Genomic DNA, 24,684 nt, shown 5'->3' on the forward strand with positions numbered 1-24,684 from the left:
CGAGATGATCTATGAAACGTGCCGTCGTCGTGTTCAGCGGAGGACAAGATTCCACCACCTGCCTGATTCAGGCGCTTCACCAGTATGATGAAGTGCACTGCGTCACTTTTGATTATGGTCAGCGTCATCGCGCTGAAATCGATGTCGCTCGTGAACTGGCTCTCAAACTGGGCGCCCGCGCTCATAAAGTGCTGGACGTGGCGCTGTTAAATGAACTGGCCGTCAGCAGCCTCACCCGCGACAGCATTCCGGTGCCTGATTACGAACCGGATGCCAGCGGCATTCCGAACACCTTCGTACCGGGCCGCAACATTCTCTTCCTGACCCTGACGGCGATCTATGCCTACCAGGTGAAGGCCGAAGCGGTGATCACGGGCGTGTGTGAGACCGACTTCTCTGGCTACCCGGACTGCCGGGATGAATTCGTGAAAGCACTCAATCACGCCGTCGATCTGGGAATGGCAAAAGAGACCCGCTTCGAAACGCCGCTGATGTGGCTGGATAAGGCTGAAACCTGGGCGCTGGCCGACTACTGGGGCAAGCTGGATGTCGTTCGCAACGAGACCCTGACCTGCTACAACGGCATTAAAGGGGACGGCTGTGGGCAGTGTGCCGCCTGTAACCTGCGCGCGAACGGTCTGAATCATTATTTTGCGGATAAAGCGGGCGTTATGGCCGTAATGCAGAAAAAGACCGGGCTGAAATAAGGGCTACCTGACCGTGCTGTCGAACAGTTTTACACCGGCAGCACGGGTAATTTTCATCAGTGTAGTCAGCGTTGGGTTACCATTTTCGGACAGGGTACGGTATAGCTGCTGACGTGAAAGCCCCGCTTTGGCTGAAATCTCTCCAATACCGCCGCGCGCTTCGATAACGCGTCTGAGGGCAATCAAATAGGCTGGGATCCCCTGGTCCTCGTAAATTTCATCCAGTGCAATTTGCAGATAGAGTTGCGCGTAAGAAGGATTTTCGCGCAGCATTTTGACTACAGCTTCATCATGGCTGACGGTACTTGAGAATTTTCGCTCACTTTTGCTCATGGAGTTTATCCTTTTGATGATCTTTCCAGTAATCTATTGCCAGCATCACATCCGCTTTCTGGCTCTTTTTGTCACCGCCGATCAGCAACAATAAGATTTCCCGATGCTGGACCGCAAAATAGACTCGATAACCGGGACCACAATCAACCTTCAACTCCCAGACACCCTCTCTGAGATAACGGTAATCGCCAAAATTCCCCTTCTCAGCGCGGTCGATTCGCAGAAGGATCCGAAACGCCAGCTCCGGATCCTTTCGTCTCAACTTTGCTACCCAATCCTCAAACGGTATTTTTCCGTCGCGGGTTCGGTAACGTTTAACAACGTAGTCCCTGTTCATGATTTTATCCCTGAAAACCCTTCTTGTCTTTTATAAAAGACAAAAATTTACGCGATCATCAGCTCCAGCTTTTCGCGCAACTCCCCTTCCAGCGGCAACGCTTTCTGGGTTTTGAGATCGATACAGACAAAGGTGATCAGCGCATCGGCCACAATCTGCCCTTCTGGCTCCAGCGTAACGACCTGGCTCAATACACCACTTTTGCCATTCAGTTGTTGGACCTCACTGGTCACGGTCAGCACATCCCCCAGCACAGCCGGGCGGCGGTAGTTAATGTTGATATTGACGACCACAAACGCGATGTTGTGTGCGGTTAGCCACTGGAAGCTTTCGCTGTTCTCCAGGCCGTCCCAGCGCGCCTCTTCAAGAAATTCGAGGTAGCGGGCGTTATTGACGTGCTGGTAAACATCGAGGTGATAACCACGGACTTTGATTTGTGTCTGCATAGCGCAATAGCCTTTCGTTGTTATAGGTTCAGAGGTCATAACTGGTATGACCTCTTTATCCTGGCAAATTTTTGCCGCAGTGCAAGTGATTACGCGATTACAGCGTCAGGTGTGCGAGATTGCGCTCAACCAGCGCGCTGCCCATACCCGGCACCTGCTTGAGATCGTCAAGGGTTTTGAAAGGACCATACTCTTCACGATAGCTGACGATGGCCTGCGCTTTTTTGAGGCCCACGCCATTCATTACGCGGGCAAGATCGTCCGCAGAGGCAGTATTAATACTGACCCGCGTACCCTCGTCCTCAATGGCTTTCGTGCTGGCCGTCGCGTTGGCTTTAACCTGACCTTGTGACGTTGCATCGGCCTGAGTTTGTGCAGACTGGGCTTTAGACGAGGGTGACGCCGCCAGCGCGCCCGCACTCATCCCGGAAGTGGCAATAGCCAGTGTAATTAACAGTGCTTTGATTCCACATTTCATGCTGTTTTCTCCTTGTTTGTTGACAGCCATGCCACGATAGCCGCACGGGAAAACAGGGACAAACAGCAGATTGCAGAAATGGAAAAGGCCGCGAAAGCGGCCTTTAGTTTTTGCAGAACGTTACGAAAATCTGCGAGCAGACACGTAATTATTGCTCCTGAGTGACCACATCACCCAGCTTGATTTTGGCTTCTTTACGCAGGTTGCTCATCAACGCTTCGAAAGCAATCTGGGCATTGTTCTGGGTAATTCCCTGAACCATGGCCTTCTTCTGCGCGTCTGGCAGCGTGCCGGCTTTCACTTCATCCAGCGCCAGAACCACCACGTTACCCTGCATATCGGTCGTGGTGCCAAAGACAGGTTTGTCTTTCGCCGGCAGGCTCAGACCAAACGCCGCCTGGCTGACAGGATCCTGACCGGTACGGCTCAGCGTTTTTGCTTCGCCAAAGCTCAGGCCAGCCGCTTTCAGCGCATCGTTCTTACCGGCTTTCAGGTCGGCCAGAATTTTCTCTGCATCCAGTTTTGCCTGCTGTGCCGCTTTGTTGTGTTTCACCAGCGCCACCACCTGATCTTTCACTTCCGCCAGGGGCTTCACTGCCTCGGCTTTGTGCTCGCTGACGCGCAGTACGAACGCACGATCACCGTCAACGGTAATGATGTCTGAGTTGCTGCCCGGCGTACCATTCTCACCGACCAGACCACCATTGAAAATGGCATCTGAAACCGGTTTGAAGTTCAGTTCTTCCGGCAGGTTTTCGTGGCTGAACCAGCCCGTCTCAACCGCTTTCACGCCAGCAGCCTGCTCAGCGCCCGCCAGTGATTCGTTGTCGTTGCTTGCGGCATCGCTCACTTTCTGTTGCAGAGCATAGAAGGCATCCAGCGCTTTCTCCTGCTTCACTTTCGCAGCGATATCATCACGAACGTCAGCCAGCGGCTTGGTTTTCGCCGCCACAACATCGTCCAGACGCGCCACCAGGAAGCCGACGGAGGATTTGATTACACCAGACAGTTGGCCTTTCTCTTTCAGGCCTGCATTTTTCAGCTCATCCGGGGTAGTTGACTCTTCCAGCCAGCCCATATCACCGCCGTTTTTGGCAGAAATAATGTCGGTGGATTTTGCTTTCGCTAAGGTGGCGAAATCAGCGCCTTTGTTCAGCTCGTCCAGCACGGCTTTCGCTTCTGCTTCCGTTTTGGTCTGGATCACGCTGTAACGGTTACGCTGCGGCTGAGTGAACTGATCCTGATGCTGGTCGTAATAAGACTGGATCTCGGCGTCAGTCGCATTTTCCTGCATCGCCGCTGTATCCAGCTTGATATAGCTTACGCGGAACTGTTCCGGAGAGATGAAGTTGTTCTTGTTTTGCTCGTAGTAAGCATTAACTTCAGCGTCGCTAACCTGCTGTTTCGCTGCCAGTGCGTTGACATCAATCGTCGCTTCACGCACCACGCGTTGCTGCGCCACCAGTGCCGCCAGCTCTTCAGTTTCACCTTTCAGCATGAAATCGGTGCCCACCACCGCGTTGATCAGCTGTTGCGTGGTCAACTGGTTACGCAGTGCCTGAGCGTACTGGTCAGCCGTCATACCCATCTGGTTAACAATGCTGTTGTAACGCGCGTTGTCGAACTTCCCATTAGACTGGAAAGCCTGCGTCGAGAAGATGGCTTTTTTAACCTGCTCATCGCTGATGCCCAGACCCAGGCTTTTCGCGTACTGATCCAGCAGCGCCTCGTCAATAAGGCGGTTTAGCGTCTGCTGACGCAGGTTTTTCATATAGCCTTCGTTGGCTGCAAGTTCAGAGTATTGGTCGCCCAGCTGTTGCTGCATGCGGTTACGTTCACCAGCAAAAGCGTTCTCGAACTGCCCACGGCTAATTTCCTGGCCATTCACTTTTGCGGCGTAGTTCGCGCCACCGCCGATGAGGTAACTACTCACACCGGTCAATATGAACGACACGATAATGATACCGAAAATAATCTTGAGCACGAGACTGTTAGCAGCCGTGCGTAAGCTGTCCATCATGGTGTAACAACACTCCGCTGTAGGTGACTGGTTACCTGACGCTGACGGAAAATCCTGACCGTCGCGCGTAAAGGCGTATTGTGACAAGAAAACAGGGCAATTGTCAGCCCACAACTCGCATAAACTCGCACAAATCAGGTCTGGACAAACAAAAAAGGCACATCAAACGATGCGCCCTTGTACTTTTCAGCTTCCCTGGAGCGGGAAAGCAATCAGTTTACTGCGTCTTTCAGCGCTTTACCTGCACGGAAACCCGGCACTTTAGCGGCAGCAATGGTGATCTCTTTGCCGGTCTGAGGGTTGCGGCCAGTACGGGCTGCACGCTCTTTAACCGCAAAAGTACCGAAGCCTACCAGTGCAACGTCGTCCCCAGCTTGCAGAGATTCAGTAACAGAAGCAATTAAAGCATCTAAAGCACGTCCAGCTGCCGCTTTAGAAATATCAGCACCCGCAGCAATTTTGTCAATCAGTTGAGATTTATTCACTGTTCTCTTCCTCTCTTTATAATTTATATCGCACCTGAATCCTTCACAGCGCGACCGCGCAGCAGTTATATCAGTCCTGCTATGACCTTACAACACCCGTTGTTGATGGCTAACCCAATCAGCAATCTAAATTAGCTATACAAAAAAAGGCTGGCAAGTACGAAATGACTTACCAGCCTTGTTTTTATTGGCGCTCTTTGCGCGAGGTCACTATTTTGCGGTTACAACCTGCATTCCGGACGGTTCATTTTGCAGTGCGAGAGTCAGAACTTCCTCAATGCGTTTCACCGGATGGATCTGCAAATCGGCAATAACGTTGTCCGGAATCTCTTCCAGATCGCGTTTATTCTCGTAAGGGATCAATACGGTTTTGATCCCACCGCGGTGTGCCGCCAGCAGTTTTTCTTTTAACCCGCCGATAGGCAGTACCTGACCACGCAGCGTAATTTCACCGGTCATGGCCACATCAGCACGAACCGGATTACCTGTCAGGCAGGAAACCAGCGCAGTACACATGGCAATACCCGCGCTTGGGCCATCTTTCGGCGTCGCCCCTTCCGGAACGTGAACGTGAATGTCGCGTTTTTCGTAGAAATCCGGGTTGATACCCAGTTTTTCCGCACGCGCGCGCACCACGGTCAGCGCCGCCTGGATGGACTCCTGCATCACTTCACCCAGCGAACCGGTGTAGGTCAGCTTGCCTTTGCCCGGAACACAGGCGGTTTCGATGGTCAGCAGATCGCCGCCCACTTCCGTCCATGCCAGACCGGTCACCTGACCAACACGGTTTTCGTTGTCTGCGCGACCGTAGTCGAAGCGTTGAACGCCCAGGTACGCATGCAGATTGTCGCCGTTAATCACGATGTGCTTCAGGCTCTTATCCAGCAGCAGCTGTTTCACCGCCTTACGGCACAGCTTAGAGATCTCACGTTCGAGGCTACGCACACCCGCTTCACGGGTGTAGTAACGAATAATGCCGACAATGGCGCTGTCCTCAACGGTCAGCTCGTTGGCTTTCAGCGCGTTACGCTCAATCTGCTTCGGCAGCAGGTGCTGTTTGGCAATGTTCAGCTTCTCGTCTTCGGTATAACCTGACAGACGGATCACTTCCATACGGTCCAGCAGCGGCGCCGGAATGTTCATGGAGTTCGACGTCGCCACAAACATCACATCGCTCAGGTCGTAATCCACTTCCAGGTAGTGATCGCTAAACGCCACGTTCTGCTCTGGATCAAGCACTTCCAGTAACGCCGACGCCGGATCGCCACGCATGTCCGAAGACATTTTGTCGATCTCATCGAGCAGGAACAGCGGGTTTTTGACGCCCACTTTCGCCATTTTCTGGATAAGCTTGCCCGGCATGGAACCGATGTAGGTACGGCGGTGACCGCGGATTTCCGCTTCATCACGCACGCCGCCCAGCGCCATACGGATGTACTTACGCCCTGTCGCTTTGGCGATGGACTGGCCCAGAGAGGTTTTACCCACCCCTGGAGGCCCTACCAGGCACAGGATTGGGCCTTTGATTTTGTTCACACGGCTCTGTACCGCGAGGTACTCAAGAATGCGGTCTTTCACACGTTCCAGGCCGTAGTGGTCGGTATCCAGGATCTCCTGGGCCTGACGCAGGTCTTTTTTGACCTTGCTGCGGGCATTCCACGGAACCTGCACCATCCACTCAATGTAGCCGCGTACAACGGTCGCTTCCGCCGACATCGGAGACATCATTTTCAGCTTCTGCAACTCAGCTTCGGCTTTCTCTTTCGCCTCTTTCGGCATCTTCGCCGCGTCGATCTTACGCTTCAGCGCTTCGTTTTCATCCGGCGCATCGTCCATCTCGCCGAGCTCTTTCTGAATGGCTTTCATTTGCTCGTTCAGATAGTACTCACGCTGAGATTTTTCCATCTGCTTTTTGACGCGGTTGCGAATGCGCTTCTCAACCTGGAGCAGATCGATCTCAGACTCCATCATCGCCATCAGGTATTCCAGACGTTCGTTAACGTCGGACATTTCCAGCACGGACTGTTTGTCAGCCAGCTTCAGCGGCATATGCGCAGCGATGGTATCCGCCAGACGTGCAGGATCGTCGATGCTGTTCAGCGACGTCAGCACTTCAGGTGGGATTTTCTTATTCAGCTTGATGTAGCCTTCGAACTGGCTGATCGCGGTGCGTACCAGCACTTCCTGCTCGCGCTCATCAAGTTCCGGTGAATCAAGGTACTCTGCCTTCGCAGAGAAGTGCTCGCCATCGTCTGACAGAGTGGTAATACGCGCACGCTGTAAGCCTTCCACCAGCACCTTCACGGTGCCGTCTGGCAGCTTCAGCATCTGCAAAATAGAGGCCACGGTCCCGACGGTGAAAAGATCGTTTACACCCGGCTCATCCGTTGATGCTTCTTTCTGCGCGACCAACATGATTTTTTTATCATGATCCATGGCGGCTTCGAGGCAACGGATAGATTTTTCCCGCCCTACAAATAAGGGTATGACCATGTGCGGATAAACCACCACATCGCGCAACGGCAATACGGGGATTTCAATGCGTTCAGAACGCTCAGGATTCATAGAGCTCTCTCTTAGTTTAGTGTCCGCCAGGTAAACTGGTCATGTAACTGTGCTTCACACAACCATTAACATGTAATCCAGTATATGGGGATGTTTCCCATACATTCAACGCCATGAATACGGAAAAAGTAAAGGGGAGATAAAATCCCCCCTTTTTGATTAACTGATTGTATGAAATGGTGAATTATTCGCCAGATGCCTGCTGCGCTTCCGGTTTACCGTAAATCAGTAACGGCTTGGTCTGGCCACCAATGACGGACTCGTCGATCACGATTTTTTCGACGTCTTCCATAGAAGGAAGATCGTACATCGTGTCGAGCAATGCTGCTTCCACGATAGAACGCAGGCCACGGGCACCGGTTTTACGCGCCATCGCTTTCTTGGCAATCGCGTCCAACGCTTCGTCACGGAATTCCAGCTCAACGCCTTCCAGATTAAACAGCGCCTGATACTGCTTGGTCAGCGCGTTTTTCGGCTCTTTCAGGATCTGAATCAACGCGTCTTCGCTCAGTTCGTTCAGGGTCGCCACAACCGGCAGACGGCCGATAAATTCCGGAATCAAACCGAATTTGATCAGATCTTCCGGCTCAACCTGCGCCAGCAGCTGGCCTTCGTTTGGTTTTTCAGACGTGGCTTTCACCGTTGCGCCAAAACCAATGCCGGAGCCGGTTTCCACACGGTGAGAGATCACTTTATCCAGGCCTGCAAACGCACCACCACAGATAAACAGGATCTTAGAGGTATCAACCTGCAAGAATTCCTGCTGCGGATGTTTACGCCCACCCTGCGGTGGAACAGCCGCAACCGTACCTTCAATCAGCTTCAGGAGCGCCTGCTGCACGCCCTCGCCCGAGACGTCACGGGTGATGGACGGGTTGTCTGATTTACGAGAGATTTTGTCGATCTCATCGATATAGACGATCCCGCGCTGGGCTTTCTGTACGTCGTAATCGCACTTCTGGAGCAGCTTCTGGATAATATTTTCAACGTCTTCACCCACATAACCGGCTTCGGTCAGGGTGGTGGCATCCGCCATAGTGAACGGAACATCCAGCAGGCGCGCCAGCGTTTCTGCCAGCAGGGTTTTACCGGAACCGGTAGGCCCGATCAGCAGAATGTTACTTTTGCCCAGTTCTACGCCATTGCTGGTATCGCCGTTACGCAGACGTTTGTAGTGGTTGTATACCGCCACCGCCAGCACTTTTTTCGCCTGCTCCTGACCAATGACATAGTCATCCAGGTGGTGGCGAATCTCGTGTGGCGTTGGTAACGCGCTGCGCTCACGGTGCGGCGCGACTTCTTTAATCTCTTCGCGAATGATGTCGTTACATAAATCGACGCATTCGTCGCAGATATACACGGACGGCCCGGCAATCAGTTTACGCACTTCATGCTGGCTTTTGCCGCAAAAAGAGCAGTACAGCAGTTTGCCCGAACCATCTTTGCGTTTATCTGTCATGAGTCCAAACCTCTTTTTAAGTTCTATGTGCCGCACATGACGACGCAAATGCCATTCTCAGACGCAAGCTGCTTACAGGCAACGTGCCGCCCTACCTTAGTATAGCGGCACACTCGCGTCGCGGGCATCAATTACGATGGGTCAAAATGGAGTCGACTAAGCCGTACTCAACTGCCTCTGGCGCAGAGAGGAAGCGATCGCGCTCGGTATCGCGCTCGATCTGCTCGAGAGGTTGACCCGTATGCTGCGCCATAAGTTCATTCATGCGCGCTTTTACTTTCAGAATTTCTCGGGCGTGGATTTCAATATCCGTCGCCTGGCCCTGGTAACCACCCAGCGGCTGGTGAATCATCACGCGGGAGTTAGGCAGGCAGAAACGCTTACCTTTCGCCCCTGCGGTTAACAGGAAAGCCCCCATGGACGCCGCCTGCCCCATACAGATGGTGCTGACATCCGGCTTGATGAATTGCATGGTGTCATAAATAGACATGCCCGCCGTAATCACACCGCCCGGCGAGTTGATATACAGGTAAATGTCTTTTTCCGGGTTTTCCGCTTCCAGGAACAGCATCTGCGCCACGATCAGGTTAGCCATATGGTCTTCCACCTGGCCGGTCAGAAAGATAACGCGTTCCTTGAGCAGACGGGAATAGATATCGAAAGAACGCTCACCGCGTGAGGTCTGTTCAATAACCATTGGCACCAGCGCCATATGGGGTGCAAAGTTATCTCGTTCGCCACTGTATGACATTTCCGTCTCCTGGTTCAAAATTGAAAACACCTGCTGTACTGATTGTAACCTTATGGACGGATTATCAGCCAGTCTCAATCATCGTGATTACATACTAATGGGGGTCGCCATGCCCTATTTCAAGCATAACAACGTTTTGTTGTAACGCTAACACTGAAAGGGCGTTTTAGCACCCTTCCAGGACTAAAGCTGTGATAAAAAAAACCCGTCGCCGGAGGGCAACGGGTTTTTTGTTCAAACTTTAAACCGTTGGGGCGAAATTACGCCTGCTGGTTCATCAGTTCGGTGAAAGAGGTCTCTTTTTCGGTGACTTTCGCTTTCGCCAGTACCGCTTCTACAGCCTGCTCTTCCAGCGCGACGTTGCGCATGTTGTCCATCAGCTCTTTGTTCTTACCGTAGAACTCGATCACTTCTGATGGATCTTCGTATGCAGAAGCCATCTCTTCGATCAGGCCTTTCACACGCTCTTCGTCAGCTTTCAGCTCGTGGGTACGAATCACTTCGCCCAGCAGCAGGCCAACAACAACGCGACGTTTCGCTTGCTCTTCGAACAGCTCGCGTGGCAGTTCCATCGCTTGCTGCTGGTTGCCACCGAAGCGCTGTGCAGCCTGACGGCGCAGAACGTCGATTTCGCTGTCGATCAGGGCAGCAGGAACGTCGATGTCGTTCGCTTTCACCAGACCTTCAATCGCCTGAGACTTCACGCGGTTACGTACAGCGCCGTTCAGCTCGCGCTCCATGTTTTTACGCACTTCGGTACGCAGGCCCGCAACAGAACCGTCTTCCACGCCGAAACGCTTGATGAATTCTTCAGTCAGTTCTGGCAGTTCGCGCTCTTCCACTTTCTTCAGGTTGATAACGAACTTCGCTGCTTTACCTTTCAGGTTTTCAGCGTGGTATTCTTCAGGGAAGGTCACGTCGATGGTGAACTCTTCGCCCGCTTTGTGGCCTTTGATACCGTCTTCGAAGCCTGGGATCATACGACCCTGGCCCATCGCCAGTACGAAATCAGACGCTTTACCGCCTTCGAACTCTTCGCCGTCTACAGAACCGGTGAAGTCGATGGTTACGCGGTCTTCTGCGTCAACAGCGCCTTCTTTCTCTTTCCAGTTCGCCTGCTGCTTACGCAGGGTATCCAGCATGCCGTCAACGTCTTCGTCGGTCACGGAAACGATCGGTTTTTCAACTTCGATAGATTCCAGACCTTTCAGCTCAACTTCCGGGTACACTTCGAACTCTACGGAGTAGGTGAAGTCTTCGCCCTGCTTGTATTCGCCTGGAACGTAGTTCGGCGCACCGGCTGGATTGATTTTTTCTTTGATGATCGCGTCGATAAAGTTGCGGCTCATCAGTTCACCCAGCACATCCTGACGCACGGAAGCGCCATAACGCTGAGCAACAACATTCATTGGTACTTTGCCCTTGCGGAAGCCGTCAATACGTACTTTTTTTGCTACGTTGACCAGCTCGCTTTTCACAGCAGTTTCGATGCTGTCAGCAGCGATAGTAATCGTTACACGGCGGCCAAGGCCTTGAGTGGTTTCAACTGAAACTTGCATCTTGTTACCTCAAAAAAATCACAGTGCTCGGTCAACTCTGAATCTGTCTGTTATACCGGGATGCTCTCTTATGTGCAGATTCACATTCCCTGTCGCCAGAATCATCCCGAAGACATTCAATAAGACGCGGCATTATAGCGGCATCACTTAGGTGAGTCGAGAACGGTTGGAGCATGTTGCTGCGGCTTTTTTCACACTTTAAGGCTATTTTTAGCCTTAAAAACGCGCCATCCGCTCAAAACTCAGACAAAACAAAACGGCCCGAAGGCCGTCTTGACGAAATCTGTAAGCAACATACTGGAAAAACTCCGGCGGTTGCAAATCCGATTTATCAGGCGATGGTACCTGCACCCCGACAAGGCGGTGATGCGAATACCGTATCCTGTAGCCCTTCCCATTCCTTAATGGTGTAGGTATGCAGCGCCAGCGCATGTACGGTTGTGGAGAGTTCTTCCGTCAAGGTGCTGTAGATCAAGCGGTGTCGGTTCAGGAAACGTTCTCCCGTGAAGCGATCGCTGACCAGAACCACTTTAAAGTGGCTTTCAGAACCTGCCGGCACGTTATGACGATAGCTTTCGTCGACAACTTCGAGAAACACAGGGTTGAACGCTGCCCTTAATTTTTCTTCTATCTGTTCACGTATCATCATGAAATCACTCCTCCGACAACGCTAAGATGTCACCCATCCCTTTAAATATTAGCCGCTTTTACCGGTTCCATTACACCTTGACAACAAATATTTAGCTTTCGTCTGATTTTCTCACCCAAACGAATGAAGTTCACTATGAGGTTCATACGTTTTGTCACTTACAGGCAGAGAAAAGCGGAAAGGTGGTCAGTTTTCGGACAAGGCGATGAATTTACATGCGTTGACCACTTCCCCTGGCCGTTAGCGATGTTATGATGGCGGCAATTTTTCTCTCTTTGCTTACGATTCGTTGAGAACCCGAAAATGTTAAAAAAACTCTTCTTTCCGTTGGTAGCACTCTTTATGCTCGCCGGCTGCGCGACTCCGCCGACGACCATTGACGTTTCACCAAAAATTACCCTGCCTCAGCAGGATCCAAGCCTGATGGGCGTTACGGTCAGCATTAATGGCGCCGATCAGCGTCAGGACCAGGCGCTGGCGAAAGTGACTCGCGACAACCAACAGGTCACGCTGACCGCCTCCCGCGACCTGCGCTTCCTGTTGCAGGAAGTGCTGGAGAAACAGATGACCTCCCGCGGCTACATGATTGGCCCAAGCGGCGCGGTTGATCTGCAAATCATCGTGAACAACCTGTACGCTGACGTCTCCCAGGGTAACGTTCGCTACAACATTGCGACTAAAGCCGATATCGCCATCATCGCTACCGCGAAGAACGGCAACAAAATGAACAAAAACTACCGTGCGAGCTATTCCGTTGAAGGCGCATTCCAGGCCTCCAACAAAAATATCGCTGACGCGGTTAACAGCGTGCTGACTGACACCATTGCCGACATGGCACAGGACACCAGCATTCACGACTTCATCAAGCAGAACGCCCGTTAATCCTGCTGACTGACCCGGTGCTTCACCGGGTCAGTTCATAAGAACATGTCCAGTCACTACTTACGCATTTTCCAGCAACCGAAATCAGCTATTCTGCTGATCCTTGGTTTCGCCTCCGGTTTGCCCCTTGCGCTCACCTCCGGCACGTTACAGGCGTGGATGACGGTTGAGAACATCGATCTTAAAACCATTGGTTTCTTCTCGCTCGTCGGCCAGGCTTACGTTTTTAAGTTCCTGTGGTCGCCGGTGATGGATCGCTATACCCCACCGTTCCTCGGGCGCCGTCGCGGTTGGTTAGCGATGACGCAGGTGCTGCTGTTGCTGGCCATTGCCGCAATGGGTTTCCTTGAGCCGTCAACACAGCTGCGCTGGATGGCCGCGCTTGCGGTGGTCATCGCCTTCTGCTCCGCTTCGCAGGACATTGTTTTTGACGCCTGGAAGACGGACGTCCTGCCAGCGGAAGAGCGTGGTGCCGGTGCGGCAATCAGCGTGCTTGGCTACCGCCTGGGTATGCTGGTTTCCGGCGGGCTGGCCCTCTGGCTTGCCGACCGCTATCTCGGCTGGCAGGGAATGTACTGGCTGATGGCCGCTCTGCTGATCCCCTGCATTATTGCCACGCTATTCGCGCCTGAACCGAGCGATGTGATTCCGGTTCCCCGCTCGCTGGAGCAGGCCGTCGCCGCACCGCTCCGCGACTTCTTTGGTCGCAATAATGCCTGGCTGATCCTGCTGCTGATTGTCCTTTATAAGCTCGGCGACGCTTTCGCCATGAGTCTGACCACCACCTTCCTGATCCGCGGCGTCGGGTTTGATGCGGGGGAGGTCGGCGTGGTGAACAAAACCCTGGGGCTGTTTGCCACGATCGTCGGCGCGCTGTACGGCGGCGTATTGATGCAGCGTCTGTCGCTGTTCCGTGCTCTGCTGATCTTCGGCATCCTTCAGGGCGCTTCGAATGCCGGTTACTGGCTGCTGTCGATCACCGACAAGCATATGATCAGCATGGCGACGGCGGTATTCTTTGAAAATCTGTGCGGAGGTATGGGCACTGCGGCATTTGTCGCCCTGCTGATGACGCTGTGCAATAAGTCATTTTCCGCCACCCAGTTTGCCCTGCTCTCTGCCCTCTCAGCCGTCGGGCGCGTGTACGTAGGTCCCGTCGCGGGCTGGTTTGTTGAAGCCCACGGCTGGCCGACATTTTATCTCTTCTCGGTGGTGGCGGCTGTGCCGGGGATTTTATTGTTGCTGGTCTGTCGCCAGACGCTGGAATATACCCAGCGGACGGAACACTTCATGCCGCGCACGGAATATCAGGCTGCTTACCGGTTTGCCCTGCGTCTGCTGATGGTAGGTTGTCTTGCGCTGGTAGTGTGGCTCGCGGTTCTCATTATCAATGCGACGACCACCTTGTCGCTTCCTTTTGAAACCCAGCTGCTTGATGCAGGCGTGTTTCTCGCCATCGTGGGTATCCTGACCGGTGGGATGCTGGATTTCATGTCACTGCGGAAAACGCAGATGACATGAAGTAAAAAGCGAAAGGTTATTTCCCGTTGTAATAACGACACGAAATTATAACGGCGAAATAACCGCCATCGGCAAAAAAAATATTTGTTGTTTTGTGCGGGATAGCATTCGGAAATTATTGGAGCTTATTTCGCTACGCTATTTTCCGTTAAACGATTCAGCATTCGAAAGATTGAATTTTCGTTTTTTAGTTGTCTTTTTATTGATAATTAATTGTTAATTATTTGTGTATTTTCCGCAATGGTTATACCAATTGTCCCTTTTGCGGTATGCTGGGGCACCCTTTCGTTATAACGCCCACTCCGTGCGGCTTCCCCCGGAAAACGCGACATAATTTGCAACACTTGTGACATGTGCGGCAGAACCCGGTAACACCTTCCTGACACAGGGCTAATGATGTTTACAGTAATGTAACCTTCCCGTAAAATGCCCCCACACTTTAAACGCCACCAGACTCCCGTGGAATTGAGGTCGTTAAATGAGACTCAGGAAATACAATAAAAGTTTGGGATGGTTGTCATTATTCGCAGGCACTGTATTACTCAGTGGCTGCGATTCTGCACTACTAGACCCCAAAGGACAGATTGGACTGGAACAACGTTCATTGATACTGACGGCTTTTGGCCTGATGTTGATTGTGGTTATTCCTGCCATCTTGATGGCTGTTGGTTTCGCCTGGAAGTATCGTGCGAGCAATAAAGATGCGAAGTATAGCCCTAACTGGTCACACTCCAATAAAGTGGAAGCTGTGGTCTGGACGGTACCTATTCTGATCATCCTGTTCCTTGCTGTACTGACCTGGAAAACCACTCACGCACTTGAGCCGAGCAAACCGCTGGTTCACGATGAAAAACCTATTACCATTGAAGTGGTCTCCATGGACTGGAAATGGTTCTTCATCTATCCAGAACAGGGCATTGCTACCGTGAATGAAATCGCCTTCCCGGCGAACACTCCGGTTCAGTTCAAAGTGACCTCCAACTCCGTAATGAACTCCTTCTTCATCCCACGTCTGGGCAGCCAGATTTACGCGATGGCCGGTATGCAGACTAACCTGCACCTGATCGCGAATGAAGCAGGCACCTACGACGGTATCTCCGCCAGCTATAGTGGCCCGGGCTTCTCGGGTATGAAGTTCAAAGCTATCGCTACGCCAGACCGCGCGACTTTCGACCAGTGGGTTGCAAAAGCGAAGCAGTCTACCAACACCATGTCTGACATGGCGGCGTTCGAAAAAGTGGCTGCACCTAGCGAATACAACAAGGTGGAGTACTTCTCTAACGTGAAACCGAATCTGTTCAAAGATGTTATTGGCAAATTTATGGATCACGGCATGAGCATGGACATGACCCAGCCTGAAGGCGAGCACAACACGCACCAGGGTATGGAAGGCATGGACATGAGCCACGCGGAAACCGCTCACTAAGGGGCCGAGGAAGAAAATGTTCGGAAAATTGACACTGGATGCAGTGCCCTACCATGAACCGATTATTATGGTTACGGTGGCTGCAATTATCATTGGTGGCGCGGCCTTAGTTGGCCTGATCACTTACTTCGGTAAGTGGAGCTACCTGTGGAATGAGTGGCTGACTTCGGTTGACCACAAAAAACTCGGTATCATGTACTGCATCGTCGGTATCGTCATGTTAATTCGTGGCTTTGCGGATGCAATCATGATGCGTAGCCAGCAGGCGCTTGCGTCTGCGGGCGAAGCCGGCTTCCTGCCACCGCACCACTACGATCAGATCTTTACCGCCCACGGCGTTATCATGATCTTCTTCGTGGCGATGCCGCTGGTAATCGGTCTGATGAACGTGGTCGTTCCGCTGCAAATCGGCGCGCGCGACGTTGCGTTCCCGTTCCTCAACAACCTGAGCTTCTGGTTCACGGTTGTCGGCGTTATCCTGGTTAACCTGTCACTGGGTGTGGGCGAATTTGCTCAGACCGGCTGGCTGGCCTACCCGCCGCTGTCGGGAATTGAATACAGTCCGGGCGTGGGCGTTGACTACTGGATTTGGGCGCTTCAGCTCTCCGGTGTCGGTACCACTCTGACCGGTATTAACTTCTTCGTGACCATCCTGAAGATGCGTGCACCAGGTATGACGATGTTCAAGATGCCAGTATTTACCTGGGCATCTCTGTGCGCCAACGTCCTGATTATCGCGTCGTTCCCAATTCTGACCGTCACCATCGCGCTGCTGACCCTGGATCGCTATCTGGGTACCCATTTCTTCACGAATGATATGGGTGGCAACATGATGATGTACATCAACCTGATTTGGGCCTGGGGTCACCCGGAAGTGTACATCCTGGTTCTGCCGGTGTTCGGTGTGTTCTCCGAAATCGCGGCAACCTTCTCGCGTAAACGTCTGTTTGGTTACACCTCTCTGGTGTGGGCAACCGTATGTATTACCGTTCTGTCGTTCATCGTCTGGCTGCACCACTTCTTCACTATGGGTGCGGGCGCCAACGTAAACGCCTTCTTCGGTATTACCACCATGATTATCGCGATCCCGACCGGGGTTAAGATCTTCAACTGGCTGTTCACCATGTACCAGGGCCGTATCGTGTTCCACTCAGCCATGCTGTGGACCATCGGCTTCATCGTGACCTTCTCCGTAGGTGGGATGACCGGGGTACTGCTGGCGGTACCTGGTGCTGACTTCGTTCTGCACAACAGTCTGTTCCTGATTGCGCACTTCCATAACGTTATCATCGGTGGCGTGGTCTTCGGCTGCTTCGCTGGCGTAACCTACTGGTGGCCAAAAGCGTTCGGCTTCACGCTGAACGAGAAATGGGGTAAACGCGCGTTCTGGTTCTGGATCATTGGCTTCTTCGTAGCATTTATGCCGCTGTACGTGCTGGGCTTCATGGGTATGACCCGTCGTCTGAGCCAGCAGATCGATCCGCAGTTCCACCCAATGCTGATGATTGCAGCGGGCGGCGCAGCGCTGATTGCCTGCGGTATTCTGTGCCAGCTGATTCAGTACTACGTGTCTATCCGTGACCGTAACCTGAACCGCGACCTGACCGGTGACCCGTGGGGTGGCCGTACGCTGGAGTGGTCTACCTCTTCTCCACCTCCGTTCTATAACTTTGCCGTAGTGCCACACATTCATGAGCGTGACGCATTCTGGGAAATGAAAGAAAAAGGTGAAGCGTACAAGCAACCTGAACATTACGAAGAGATCCATATGCCGAAAAACAGCGGTGCGGGCATCGTCATTGCCGCCTTCGCAACGGTATTTGGTTTCGCAATGATCTGGCACATCTGGTGGATGGCGATTGTTGGCTTCGCTGGCATCGTAATCAGCTGGATTGTGAAGAGCTTTGACGAGGACGTGGACTACTACGTACCAGTCCGTGAAGTTGAAAAGCTGGAAAACCAGCATTTTGACGAGATTTCTAAAGCGGGGCTGAAAAATGGCAACTGATACTCTGGCGCACTCGACTGCCCACGCGCATGAACATGCGCACCATGATACAGGACCGACAAAAGTCTTCGGTTTCTGGATCTACCTGATGAGCGACTGCATCCTGTTCTGCTGTCTGTTCGCAACCTATGCCGTTCTGGTGAACGGCACAGCGGGCGGCCCGACCGGTAAGGACATCTTTGAGCTGCCGTTCGTACTGGTTGAAACCGCACTGCTGTTATTCAGCTCCATCACCTACGGCATGGCGGCTATCGCCATGTACAAAAACAACAAGAGCCAGGTTGTCTCCTGGCTGGCGTTGACCTGGCTGTTTGGTGCTGGCTTTATCGGGATGGAAATCTATGAATTCCATCACCTGATCATGGAAGGTTTCGGCCCGGATCGTAGCGGCTTCCTGTCAGCGTTCTTCGCGCTGGTCGGCACCCACGGTCTGCACGTGACCTCGGGTCTGATCTGGATGGCGGTACTGATGTTCCAGATCTCCCGTCGCGGCCTGACCAGTACTAACCGTACCCGTATTATGTGCCTGAGCCTGTTCTGGCACTTCCTGGACGTGGTATGGATCTGTGTGTTCTCTGTTGTCTATCTGATGGGGGCGATGTAATGAGTCATTCTAACGATCATGGCGCTTCCCACGGCAGCGTAAAAACCTACATGACAGGTTTCATCCTGTCGATCATTCTGACGGTGATCCCGTTCTGGATGGTGATGAACGGTTCTGCATCTAAGCCGGTTATCCTGGGCGCAATCCTGGTGACCGCGGTGATTCAGATTCTGGTGCATCTGGTTTGCTTCCTGCACATGAACACCAAGTCCGATGAAGGCTGGAACATGACGGCCTTTATCTTTACCGTGATTATCATCGCTATCCTGGTAGTCGGTTCCATCTGGATTATGTGGAACCTTAACTACAACATGATGGTTCACTAAGAGCGGCGAGTATGTTTAAGCAATACCTGCAAGTCACGAAACCAGGCATCATCTTTGGCAACCTGATCTCCGTAATCGGAGGGTTCCTGCTGGCCTCTAAAGGCAGCATTGATTACACCCTCTTTATTTACACGCTGGTCGGTGTGTCACTGGTGGTTGCGTCCGGTTGTGTATTTAACAACTACATCGACATGGATATCGACAAGAAGATGGAAAGGACCAAAAATCGGGTGCTGGTTAAAGGCCTGATTGCTCCTTCCGTCTCGCTGGTGTACGCCACCTTGCTGGGTATTGCTGGCTTTATGCTGCTGTGGTTTGGTGCTAACCCGCTGGCCTGCTGGCTGGGGGTGATGGGGTTCGTGGTGTATGTGGGCGTCTACAGCCTGTATATGAAACGTCACTCCGTCTACGGCACGCTGATTGGTTCTCTCTCCGGCGCTGCGCCGCCGGTGATTGGCTATTGCGCCGTCACGAACGAGTTCGACAGCGGTGCGCTGATCCTGCTGGCTATCTTTAGCCTGTGGCAGATGCCGCACTCCTACGCCATCGCGATTTTCCGCTTTAAGGATTATCAGGCGGCGAACATTCCGGTTCTGCCGGTCGTGAAAGGCATTTCGGTTGCCAAGAACCACATCACGCTCTACATCATCGCTTTTGCCGTGGCAACGCTGATGCTCTCTCTGGGCGGTTACGCCGGATATAAATATCTGGTGGTAGCAGCTGCGGTGAGCGTCTGGTGGCTCGGCATGGCCCTGCGCGGTTACAAAGTGGAAGATGACAAGGTCTGGGCACGCAAGCTGTTTGTGTTCTCGATTGTCGCCATCACCTCCCTGTCCGTGATGATGTCCGTAGACTTCATGGTGCCTGATTCACAAAACCTGCTGACTTACGTCTGGTAAGCTATAGCAAGGACATAAAGGGGTGCTTCGGCACCCCTTTTTTATTCATGAAATCTATTAGTAACGTATGTAATATTTGTTAAATAACCGATTATTTACCCCGCCCCTTCCCCGCACTACACTATGGCCTGCTTTTGAACTGAGGTGGTAATGAACGATTATAAAATGACGCCAGGCGAACTGCGTGCGACCTGGGGTTTAGGGACTGTTTTCTCGCTGCGGATGCTTGGCATGTTTATGGTCCTGCCCGTTCTGACCACATATGGCATGGCGTTACAGGGTGCCAGCGAAGCGCTGATCGGTCTGGCGATCGGTATCTACGGCCTGGCGCAGGCAATATTCCAGATCCCCTTTGGCTTGCTCTCCGACCGCGTGGGTCGTAAACCGCTGATTGTCGGCGGGCTGCTGGTGTTTGTGCTCGGCAGCATCATCGCCGCCCTCTCCCACTCTATCTGGGGAATTATTCTTGGGCGCGCCCTGCAAGGTTCCGGGGCGATTGCCGCCGCCGTGATGGCGCTGCTGTCAGACTTAACCCGCGAGCAAAACCGCACCAAAGCCATGGCGTTTATCGGCGTCAGCTTTGGCGTCACGTTTGCCATTGCCATGGTGCTGGGGCCCGTTATCACTCATGCGCTCGGCCTGCACGCCCTGTTCTGGATGATTGCGGTGCTGGCGACCATCGGGATCGCACTTACGCTGTGGGTTGTACCTGACAGTAAAAACCACGTCCTCAACCGTGAATCCGGGATGGTCAAAGGCTGCTTCAGCAAAGTCATCGCCGAGCCGCGCCTGCTTAAGCTGAACTTCGGCATTATGTGCCTGCACATTCTGCTGATGTCCACCTTCGTCGCCCTGCCCGGTCAACTGGCCTCAGCAGGTTTTCCGGCGGCAGAGCACTGGAAAATTTATCTGGTCACAATGCTGATCTCGTTTGTCTCCGTTGTGCCCTTCATTATTTACGCCGAAGTGAAGCGCAAAATGAAACGCGTCTTCGTGGGCTGCGTGGCGTTACTGCTGATTGCCGAGATTGTGCTGTGGGGCGCCGGCCCGCATTTCTGGGAGCTGATCGCTGGCGTACAACTGTTCTTCCTGGCCTTTAATCTGATGGAAGCCCTGCTGCCGTCGCTTATCAGCAAAGAGTCTCCGGCAGGATACAAAGGCACCGCGATGGGCATTTACTCCACCAGCCAGTTTCTCGGCGTGGCGATCGGCGGGTCACTCGGCGGCTGGGTGGATGGTCTGTTTGACTCCCAGACCGTTTTCCTCGCCGGTGCGCTGCTGGCGATGCTCTGGCTGTTTGTGGCCAGCACCATGAAAGAGCCGCGTTACGTGAGTAGCCTGCGGGTAGAAATTCCCGATGACGTGGCAATCGGTGACGCGTTACAACAGCGTCTGGAAGCGACAGAGGGCGTGAGCGAAGTGCTGATTGTCCCGGAAGAGCGCAGTGCGTATGTCAAAATTGACAGCAAAGTGACTAACCGCTTTGAGGTAGAGCAGGCGCTGAAGGCCTGAAAAAATGCCCGGTTTAGCCGGGCATGATTGTCTTAATCGCGGAAGTTTTTAAACTGGAATGGCTGACCGAGATCGCCGCCACGCACCAGCGCCATCACGGATTGCAGGTCATCACGGGATTTTCCGGTCACGCGGATCTCTTCCCCCTGGATCTGCGCCTGCACTTTGAGCTTACTGTCTTTGATAAGCTTCACGATTTTCTTCTGCACGGCGCTTTCAATCCCCTGCTTCAGCTTCGCTTCCACAAACCAGGTTTTGCCGCTGTGAACAAAATCTTCCGGCACATCGAGTGAGGTCCCTTCAATGCCGCGCTTGAGCAGCTTGGCGCGCAGGATATCCAGCAACTGGTTGACCTGGAAATCAGACTCGCTCAGGACTTTGATCGTCTTGTTCGCGTCGTTCAGTTCAATGGTCGCCTCAACGCCACGAAAATCGAAACGTGACTCAACCTCACGGACAGCATTTTCTACGCCGTTACGCGCTTCCTGCAAATCAACTTCAGAAACAATATCGAAAGATGGCATCTTTTCTTCTCCCTTCATTTTTGTTGCGTTGCATAATACCCGCAACGAGGCATAACGAGAAGCTTAGCTGATGGCGCTATACTTAGCGTCATAGCACCTGGCGCCGTTGCAGGTGAGGAGGAACGATGAAAGTAACAGTGCTTGGATGCGGAGCCCTTGGCCAACTCTGGCTTACAGCGCTATGCAAACAGGGACACGACGTTCAGGGCTGGCTGCGAATTCCCCAGCCCTATTGCAGTGTGAACGTGATGGGTACAGACGGTTCAATTTTTAATGAGTCTTTGACGGCAAACGATCCGGAATTTCTTGCCACCAGCGATTTGCTGCTGGTCACGCTGAAGGCCTGGCAGGTCTCCGATGCGGTGAAAAGCCTGGCCGCCCAGTTACCTGAAAGCACGCCAATCCTGCTGATTCACAACGGTATGGGTACCATTGAAGAGCTAAAATCTGTCCGGCAACCGCTGCTGAGGGGGACAACCACCCACGCGGCGCGTCGCGACGGTAACGTCATTATCCATGTTGCCAGTGGTATCACTCATATCGGTCCCGCGCGTGAACAGCCCGGCGATTACAGCTATCTTGCGGATACCCTGCAAAGCACGCTGCCTGATGTCGCCTGGCACAATAACATTCGCGCGGAACTGTGGCGCAAACTGGCGGTGAACTGCGCGATTAATCCGCTGACCGCCCTGCTGGATTGCCCTAACGGTGAACTGCGCCAGCATCCTGATCGGGTAGCGCTGATTTGCCGGGAAGTTGCCGCCGTCATTGAACGCGAAGGCTACCACACCTCAGAGTCCGATTTACGTTATTATGTCGACCAGGTCATTGAGAGTACGGCAGAAAATATCTCCTCAATGTTGCAGGATATCCGGGCTATGCGGCATACCGAAATTGATTACATTACCGGTTATCTGTTAAAACGCGCCCGGGCACACGGCATTACCGTTGCGGAAAACAGCCGTCTGTTTGAGTTAGTAAAACGAAAGGAGAGTGAGTATGAGCGCATCGGCACTGGTATGCCTCGCCCCTGGTAGCGAAGAGACAGAAGCGGTCACCACCATTGATTTACTGGTACGTGGTGGTATTAAGGTTACTACCGCCAGCGTCGCCAGCGACGGAAGCCTGGCGATTACCTGCTCGCGTGGGGTGAAGATTCTGGCGGATGCACCGCTTGTACAAGTGGCGGACGGTGATTACGACATTATCGTTCTGCCGGGTGGTCTGAAGGGGGCTGAGTGTTTCCACGACAGCCCGCTGCTGGTTGAAACCGTTCGTCAGTTTCATCTTTCCGGTCGTATCGTCGCGGCAATCTGTGCAGCCGCAGGTACGGTGCTGGTTCCGCACGACATTTTCCCCATCGGCAATATGACCGGCTTCCCTGGTCTGAAGGATACAATTCCGGAAGACCAGTGGGTGGATAAACGCGTGGTCTGGGATCCGCGCGTTAACCTGCTCACCAGCCAGGGGCCGGGCACCGCCATTGATTTTGGCCTGAAGATTATTGACCTGCTGGTTGGGCGCGAAAAAGCGTACGAAGTCGCGTCATCACTGGTGATGGCGGCGGGGATTTATAACTACTACGAATAAAAAAGCCGGGTGGCGCCAGGTAAAAGCAAAACGGCAACCCGAGGTTGCCGTTTTTAATGTTTGCGGCCTCTCCCTGCGGGAGAAGGACGGGGTGAGGGCATCAGGCCGCACTCCTCGACAATAAACTACGGGCGATACACCTTCACGTTCGCGAAGCCCTGCTCACGCAGATACAGCGCCTGCAAACGGCTCATGACCCCACGCTCACACCACAGCAGATACGTTTTGCTCTGGTCGAGATCGCCAAACTGGGTGCTCAGCTTGTAGAACGGCAGCGAAACCACCTCCACGCCTTCCACCTGCAACGGCTTGTCATCCTGCTCATCAACAGAACGGATATCCAGAATCGTATCGTTAGCACCAAAGCCGCTGACCGTCTCCACCTCAACCACTTCCTGCTCGGTCTGCTGGGCGATCTCACGGATATCGATGTTGGACGCTTCCGCCACCACTTTTTCCAGGATGCTGAAATCGAAGTTCTCTTCTTCCGCTTCGATCTTCGCCTTCACCGCTTTAATGGTTGGACTTTTTGAGATCACACCGCAATATTCCGGCATGGTACGGGCAAAATCTTCAGTACCGATTTTACGCGCCAGATCGATGATGTGCTCTTTATCGTGAGAGATCAGCGGGCGCAGGATCAGCGTATCAGACACGTTGTCGATAAGACGCAGGTTGGTCAGCGTCTGGCTGGAGACCTGCCCCAGCGCTTCACCGGTGACCAGCGCCTGCACGCCGTAGCGCTCAGCCACTTTGGACGCCGCGCGCACCATCATACGTTTCAGGACCACGCCCATCTGGCCGTCGTCCACTTTTTCGAGGATTTCGCCGACCACCGGCTCAAAGTTGATCGCCACAAAACGCACGCGGTGAGAGCTGCCGAAGCGGTTCCACAGGTAATGCGCCACCTGACGTACGCCGATTTCATGCGCCGCCCCGCCCAGGTTGAAGAAGCAGTAGTGCACGCGGCAGCCGCGACGCATCAGCATGTAGCTGGAGACGCCGGAGTCGAAGCCGCCCGAGATCAGCGACAGCACATCTTCTTGCGTGCCGATCGGGAAACCACCAATACCTTCATAACGACCCTTAACCAGCAGCAGACGATCGTTCTCGATCTCAAGATTAACGGTAACGTCCGGGTTAGTCAGGCGCACGCGCGCCGTCTCAACGTGCTGGTTCAGACCGCCGCCAACGTAGCGCTCGACTTCAATCGAGCTGAACTCGTGTTTACCACGACGCTTCACGCGCACGCAGAAGGTTTTGCCTTCGATCTGGTCGCGGTACTGTACCAGCGCCTTTTCGAAGATATCGTGCATATCGCTGAACGGAACGTCTTCCACTTCCAGAATATGATGAATACCAGGAATACGGGTCAGCGCGTCGCGAATATCAAGACGTTTGCTTTCGTCTTTCGCGCGGACTTCAACGTGGTCCCAGTGACGCACCACAGCGAGCGTTTCGTCGTAGTGTTTTAATACGTTACGAATGTTCCCGGTGAGAATTTTAATAAAGCGCAAACGCACAGATTGGCTTTTGATGGTGATTTCAGGGAACAATTTAATGATAAACTTCATGGCGGCAATGTTTCTTAGGCAAGCTTATA

The 24,684-nt window shown here is 53.1% G+C and carries 24 protein-coding genes; 11 read left to right on the plus strand and 13 right to left on the minus strand.

Features of this window, described 5'->3' with window-relative positions; genetic code table 11:
* Positions 1-11 precede the first annotated feature (11 nt).
* Complete coding sequence (queC, locus tag AM329_RS12140) at positions 12-707, plus strand: 7-cyano-7-deazaguanine synthase QueC (RefSeq protein ID WP_032608650.1); 696 nt, start codon at positions 12-14, stop codon at positions 705-707.
* A gap of 3 nt (positions 708-710) precedes the next feature.
* Here the strand turns inward: queC and AM329_RS12145 are convergent, their stop codons facing one another.
* From AM329_RS12145 to bolA, 11 genes are all read right to left on the minus strand, one after another.
* Complete coding sequence (locus tag AM329_RS12145) at positions 711-1,040, minus strand: DNA-binding protein (protein ID WP_022650480.1); 330 nt, start codon at positions 1,038-1,040, stop codon at positions 711-713.
* The gene (locus AM329_RS12150; RefSeq protein ID WP_022650479.1) at positions 1,027-1,377 is read right to left on the minus strand and encodes a type II toxin-antitoxin system RelE/ParE family toxin; all 351 of its coding nucleotides are present in this window, start codon (positions 1,375-1,377) and stop codon (positions 1,027-1,029) included. The genes AM329_RS12145 and AM329_RS12150 overlap by 14 nt, the downstream gene beginning before the upstream one ends.
* A 47-nt stretch (positions 1,378-1,424) precedes the next feature.
* Positions 1,425-1,823, minus strand: coding sequence for a YbgC/FadM family acyl-CoA thioesterase (locus AM329_RS12155; protein ID WP_023315524.1), 399 nt, complete (start codon positions 1,821-1,823; stop codon positions 1,425-1,427).
* Positions 1,824-1,920: 97 nt separating this feature from the next.
* The gene (locus AM329_RS12160; protein WP_032608649.1) at positions 1,921-2,301 is read right to left on the minus strand and encodes a helix-hairpin-helix domain-containing protein; all 381 of its coding nucleotides are present in this window, start codon (positions 2,299-2,301) and stop codon (positions 1,921-1,923) included.
* Between the two features lie 148 nt (positions 2,302-2,449).
* Positions 2,450-4,321, minus strand: coding sequence for a peptidylprolyl isomerase (gene ppiD / locus AM329_RS12165; RefSeq protein ID WP_032608648.1), 1,872 nt, complete (start codon positions 4,319-4,321; stop codon positions 2,450-2,452).
* 212 nt (positions 4,322-4,533) lie between these two features.
* Entirely contained in the window at positions 4,534-4,806 is a 273-nt protein-coding gene (gene hupB, locus AM329_RS12170; RefSeq protein WP_002444653.1) for a nucleoid-associated protein HU-beta, read from the minus strand.
* 210 nt (positions 4,807-5,016) lie between these two features.
* A complete protein-coding gene (gene lon, locus AM329_RS12175; protein ID WP_006809878.1) occupies positions 5,017-7,371 on the minus strand; it encodes an endopeptidase La in 2,355 nt (784 codons plus the stop codon).
* Positions 7,372-7,555: 184 nt separating this feature from the next.
* Positions 7,556-8,830, minus strand: coding sequence for an ATP-dependent protease ATP-binding subunit ClpX (gene clpX, locus AM329_RS12180; protein ID WP_032608645.1), 1,275 nt, complete (start codon positions 8,828-8,830; stop codon positions 7,556-7,558).
* A 127-nt stretch (positions 8,831-8,957) separates the two neighbouring features.
* Positions 8,958-9,581 (minus strand): ATP-dependent Clp endopeptidase proteolytic subunit ClpP, encoded by a 624-nt coding sequence (gene clpP, locus AM329_RS12185; RefSeq protein ID WP_006809880.1) that lies wholly within the window; start codon positions 9,579-9,581, stop codon positions 8,958-8,960.
* Between the two features lie 260 nt (positions 9,582-9,841).
* Positions 9,842-11,140, minus strand: a complete 1,299-nt coding sequence (gene tig / locus AM329_RS12190; protein ID WP_015571277.1) for a trigger factor — start codon at positions 11,138-11,140, stop codon at positions 9,842-9,844.
* 331 nt (positions 11,141-11,471) lie between these two features.
* Entirely contained in the window at positions 11,472-11,789 is a 318-nt protein-coding gene (gene bolA / locus AM329_RS12195; RefSeq protein WP_003859051.1) for a transcriptional regulator BolA, read from the minus strand.
* Between the two features lie 303 nt (positions 11,790-12,092).
* Here bolA and AM329_RS12205 point away from each other — a divergent pair, with 303 nt between their 5' ends.
* From AM329_RS12205 to AM329_RS12245, 8 genes are all read left to right on the plus strand, one after another.
* The gene (locus tag AM329_RS12205; RefSeq protein ID WP_003859052.1) at positions 12,093-12,671 is read left to right on the plus strand and encodes a lipoprotein; all 579 of its coding nucleotides are present in this window, start codon (positions 12,093-12,095) and stop codon (positions 12,669-12,671) included.
* Between the two features lie 45 nt (positions 12,672-12,716).
* Positions 12,717-14,192, plus strand: coding sequence for a muropeptide MFS transporter AmpG (gene ampG, locus AM329_RS12210; RefSeq protein WP_032608644.1), 1,476 nt, complete (start codon positions 12,717-12,719; stop codon positions 14,190-14,192).
* Between the two features lie 478 nt (positions 14,193-14,670).
* The gene (gene cyoA / locus AM329_RS12220; protein WP_003859054.1) at positions 14,671-15,618 is read left to right on the plus strand and encodes a cytochrome o ubiquinol oxidase subunit II; all 948 of its coding nucleotides are present in this window, start codon (positions 14,671-14,673) and stop codon (positions 15,616-15,618) included.
* Between the two features lie 16 nt (positions 15,619-15,634).
* Complete coding sequence (gene cyoB / locus AM329_RS12225; RefSeq protein ID WP_022650473.1) at positions 15,635-17,626, plus strand: cytochrome o ubiquinol oxidase subunit I; 1,992 nt, start codon at positions 15,635-15,637, stop codon at positions 17,624-17,626.
* Complete coding sequence (locus AM329_RS12230; protein ID WP_003859057.1) at positions 17,616-18,230, plus strand: cytochrome o ubiquinol oxidase subunit III; 615 nt, start codon at positions 17,616-17,618, stop codon at positions 18,228-18,230. Before cyoB ends, AM329_RS12230 begins: the two co-directional genes overlap by 11 nt.
* Complete coding sequence (locus AM329_RS12235) at positions 18,230-18,556, plus strand: cytochrome o ubiquinol oxidase subunit IV (protein WP_006809888.1); 327 nt, start codon at positions 18,230-18,232, stop codon at positions 18,554-18,556. Before AM329_RS12230 ends, AM329_RS12235 begins: the two co-directional genes overlap by 1 nt.
* An 11-nt stretch (positions 18,557-18,567) precedes the next feature.
* Positions 18,568-19,455 carry a heme o synthase gene (cyoE, locus tag AM329_RS12240; RefSeq protein ID WP_003859062.1) on the plus strand — a complete coding sequence of 296 codons (888 nt, stop codon included), beginning with the start codon at positions 18,568-18,570 and terminating at the stop codon, positions 19,453-19,455.
* A gap of 150 nt (positions 19,456-19,605) precedes the next feature.
* Positions 19,606-20,967, plus strand: a complete 1,362-nt coding sequence (locus tag AM329_RS12245) for an MFS transporter (protein ID WP_032608641.1) — start codon at positions 19,606-19,608, stop codon at positions 20,965-20,967.
* A gap of 32 nt (positions 20,968-20,999) precedes the next feature.
* On the opposite strand, the gene AM329_RS12250 is transcribed toward AM329_RS12245, so the two are convergent.
* Positions 21,000-21,491: a YajQ family cyclic di-GMP-binding protein gene (locus tag AM329_RS12250; RefSeq protein WP_017383179.1), complete on the minus strand. Its 492-nt coding sequence runs from the start codon at positions 21,489-21,491 to the stop codon at positions 21,000-21,002.
* A 125-nt stretch (positions 21,492-21,616) separates the two neighbouring features.
* Here AM329_RS12250 and panE point away from each other — a divergent pair, with 125 nt between their 5' ends.
* Complete coding sequence (gene panE / locus AM329_RS12255) at positions 21,617-22,528, plus strand: 2-dehydropantoate 2-reductase (protein ID WP_075155263.1); 912 nt, start codon at positions 21,617-21,619, stop codon at positions 22,526-22,528.
* Positions 22,491-23,081, plus strand: a complete 591-nt coding sequence (gene yajL / locus AM329_RS12260; protein ID WP_032608640.1) for a protein deglycase YajL — start codon at positions 22,491-22,493, stop codon at positions 23,079-23,081. The genes panE and yajL overlap by 38 nt, the downstream gene beginning before the upstream one ends.
* A 125-nt stretch (positions 23,082-23,206) precedes the next feature.
* Here the strand turns inward: yajL and thiI are convergent, their stop codons facing one another.
* Positions 23,207-24,655 (minus strand): tRNA uracil 4-sulfurtransferase ThiI, encoded by a 1,449-nt coding sequence (gene thiI / locus AM329_RS12265; RefSeq protein WP_022650463.1) that lies wholly within the window; start codon positions 24,653-24,655, stop codon positions 23,207-23,209.
* Positions 24,656-24,684 lie beyond the last annotated feature (29 nt).

This window comes from Enterobacter cloacae complex sp. AR_0002 (assembly GCF_001922365.1).
GTDB lineage: Bacteria > Pseudomonadota > Gammaproteobacteria > Enterobacterales > Enterobacteriaceae > Enterobacter > Enterobacter hormaechei_C.

What these genes read in the sequence shown, in the direction of transcription:
- queC (WP_032608650.1), top strand. Translation starts at nt 12, where the DNA reads ATGAAACGTGCCGTCGTCGTGTTCAGCGGAGGACAAGATTCCACCACC.
- AM329_RS12145 (WP_022650480.1), bottom strand. Translation starts at nt 1,040, where the DNA reads ATGAGCAAAAGTGAGCGAAAATTCTCAAGTACCGTCAGCCATGATGAA.
- AM329_RS12150 (WP_022650479.1), bottom strand. Translation starts at nt 1,377, where the DNA reads ATGAACAGGGACTACGTTGTTAAACGTTACCGAACCCGCGACGGAAAA.
- AM329_RS12155 (WP_023315524.1), bottom strand. Translation starts at nt 1,823, where the DNA reads ATGCAGACACAAATCAAAGTCCGTGGTTATCACCTCGATGTTTACCAG.
- AM329_RS12160 (WP_032608649.1), bottom strand. Translation starts at nt 2,301, where the DNA reads ATGAAATGTGGAATCAAAGCACTGTTAATTACACTGGCTATTGCCACT.
- ppiD (WP_032608648.1), bottom strand. Translation starts at nt 4,321, where the DNA reads ATGATGGACAGCTTACGCACGGCTGCTAACAGTCTCGTGCTCAAGATT.
- lon (WP_006809878.1), bottom strand. Translation starts at nt 7,371, where the DNA reads ATGAATCCTGAGCGTTCTGAACGCATTGAAATCCCCGTATTGCCGTTG.
- clpX (WP_032608645.1), bottom strand. Translation starts at nt 8,830, where the DNA reads ATGACAGATAAACGCAAAGATGGTTCGGGCAAACTGCTGTACTGCTCT.
- clpP (WP_006809880.1), bottom strand. Translation starts at nt 9,581, where the DNA reads ATGTCATACAGTGGCGAACGAGATAACTTTGCACCCCATATGGCGCTG.
- tig (WP_015571277.1), bottom strand. Translation starts at nt 11,140, where the DNA reads ATGCAAGTTTCAGTTGAAACCACTCAAGGCCTTGGCCGCCGTGTAACG.
- bolA (WP_003859051.1), bottom strand. Translation starts at nt 11,789, where the DNA reads ATGATGATACGTGAACAGATAGAAGAAAAATTAAGGGCAGCGTTCAAC.
- AM329_RS12205 (WP_003859052.1), top strand. Translation starts at nt 12,093, where the DNA reads ATGTTAAAAAAACTCTTCTTTCCGTTGGTAGCACTCTTTATGCTCGCC.
- ampG (WP_032608644.1), top strand. Translation starts at nt 12,717, where the DNA reads ATGTCCAGTCACTACTTACGCATTTTCCAGCAACCGAAATCAGCTATT.
- cyoA (WP_003859054.1), top strand. Translation starts at nt 14,671, where the DNA reads ATGAGACTCAGGAAATACAATAAAAGTTTGGGATGGTTGTCATTATTC.
- cyoB (WP_022650473.1), top strand. Translation starts at nt 15,635, where the DNA reads ATGTTCGGAAAATTGACACTGGATGCAGTGCCCTACCATGAACCGATT.
- AM329_RS12230 (WP_003859057.1), top strand. Translation starts at nt 17,616, where the DNA reads ATGGCAACTGATACTCTGGCGCACTCGACTGCCCACGCGCATGAACAT.
- AM329_RS12235 (WP_006809888.1), top strand. Translation starts at nt 18,230, where the DNA reads ATGAGTCATTCTAACGATCATGGCGCTTCCCACGGCAGCGTAAAAACC.
- cyoE (WP_003859062.1), top strand. Translation starts at nt 18,568, where the DNA reads ATGTTTAAGCAATACCTGCAAGTCACGAAACCAGGCATCATCTTTGGC.
- AM329_RS12245 (WP_032608641.1), top strand. Translation starts at nt 19,606, where the DNA reads ATGAACGATTATAAAATGACGCCAGGCGAACTGCGTGCGACCTGGGGT.
- AM329_RS12250 (WP_017383179.1), bottom strand. Translation starts at nt 21,491, where the DNA reads ATGCCATCTTTCGATATTGTTTCTGAAGTTGATTTGCAGGAAGCGCGT.
- panE (WP_075155263.1), top strand. Translation starts at nt 21,617, where the DNA reads ATGAAAGTAACAGTGCTTGGATGCGGAGCCCTTGGCCAACTCTGGCTT.
- yajL (WP_032608640.1), top strand. Translation starts at nt 22,491, where the DNA reads ATGAGCGCATCGGCACTGGTATGCCTCGCCCCTGGTAGCGAAGAGACA.
- thiI (WP_022650463.1), bottom strand. Translation starts at nt 24,655, where the DNA reads ATGAAGTTTATCATTAAATTGTTCCCTGAAATCACCATCAAAAGCCAA.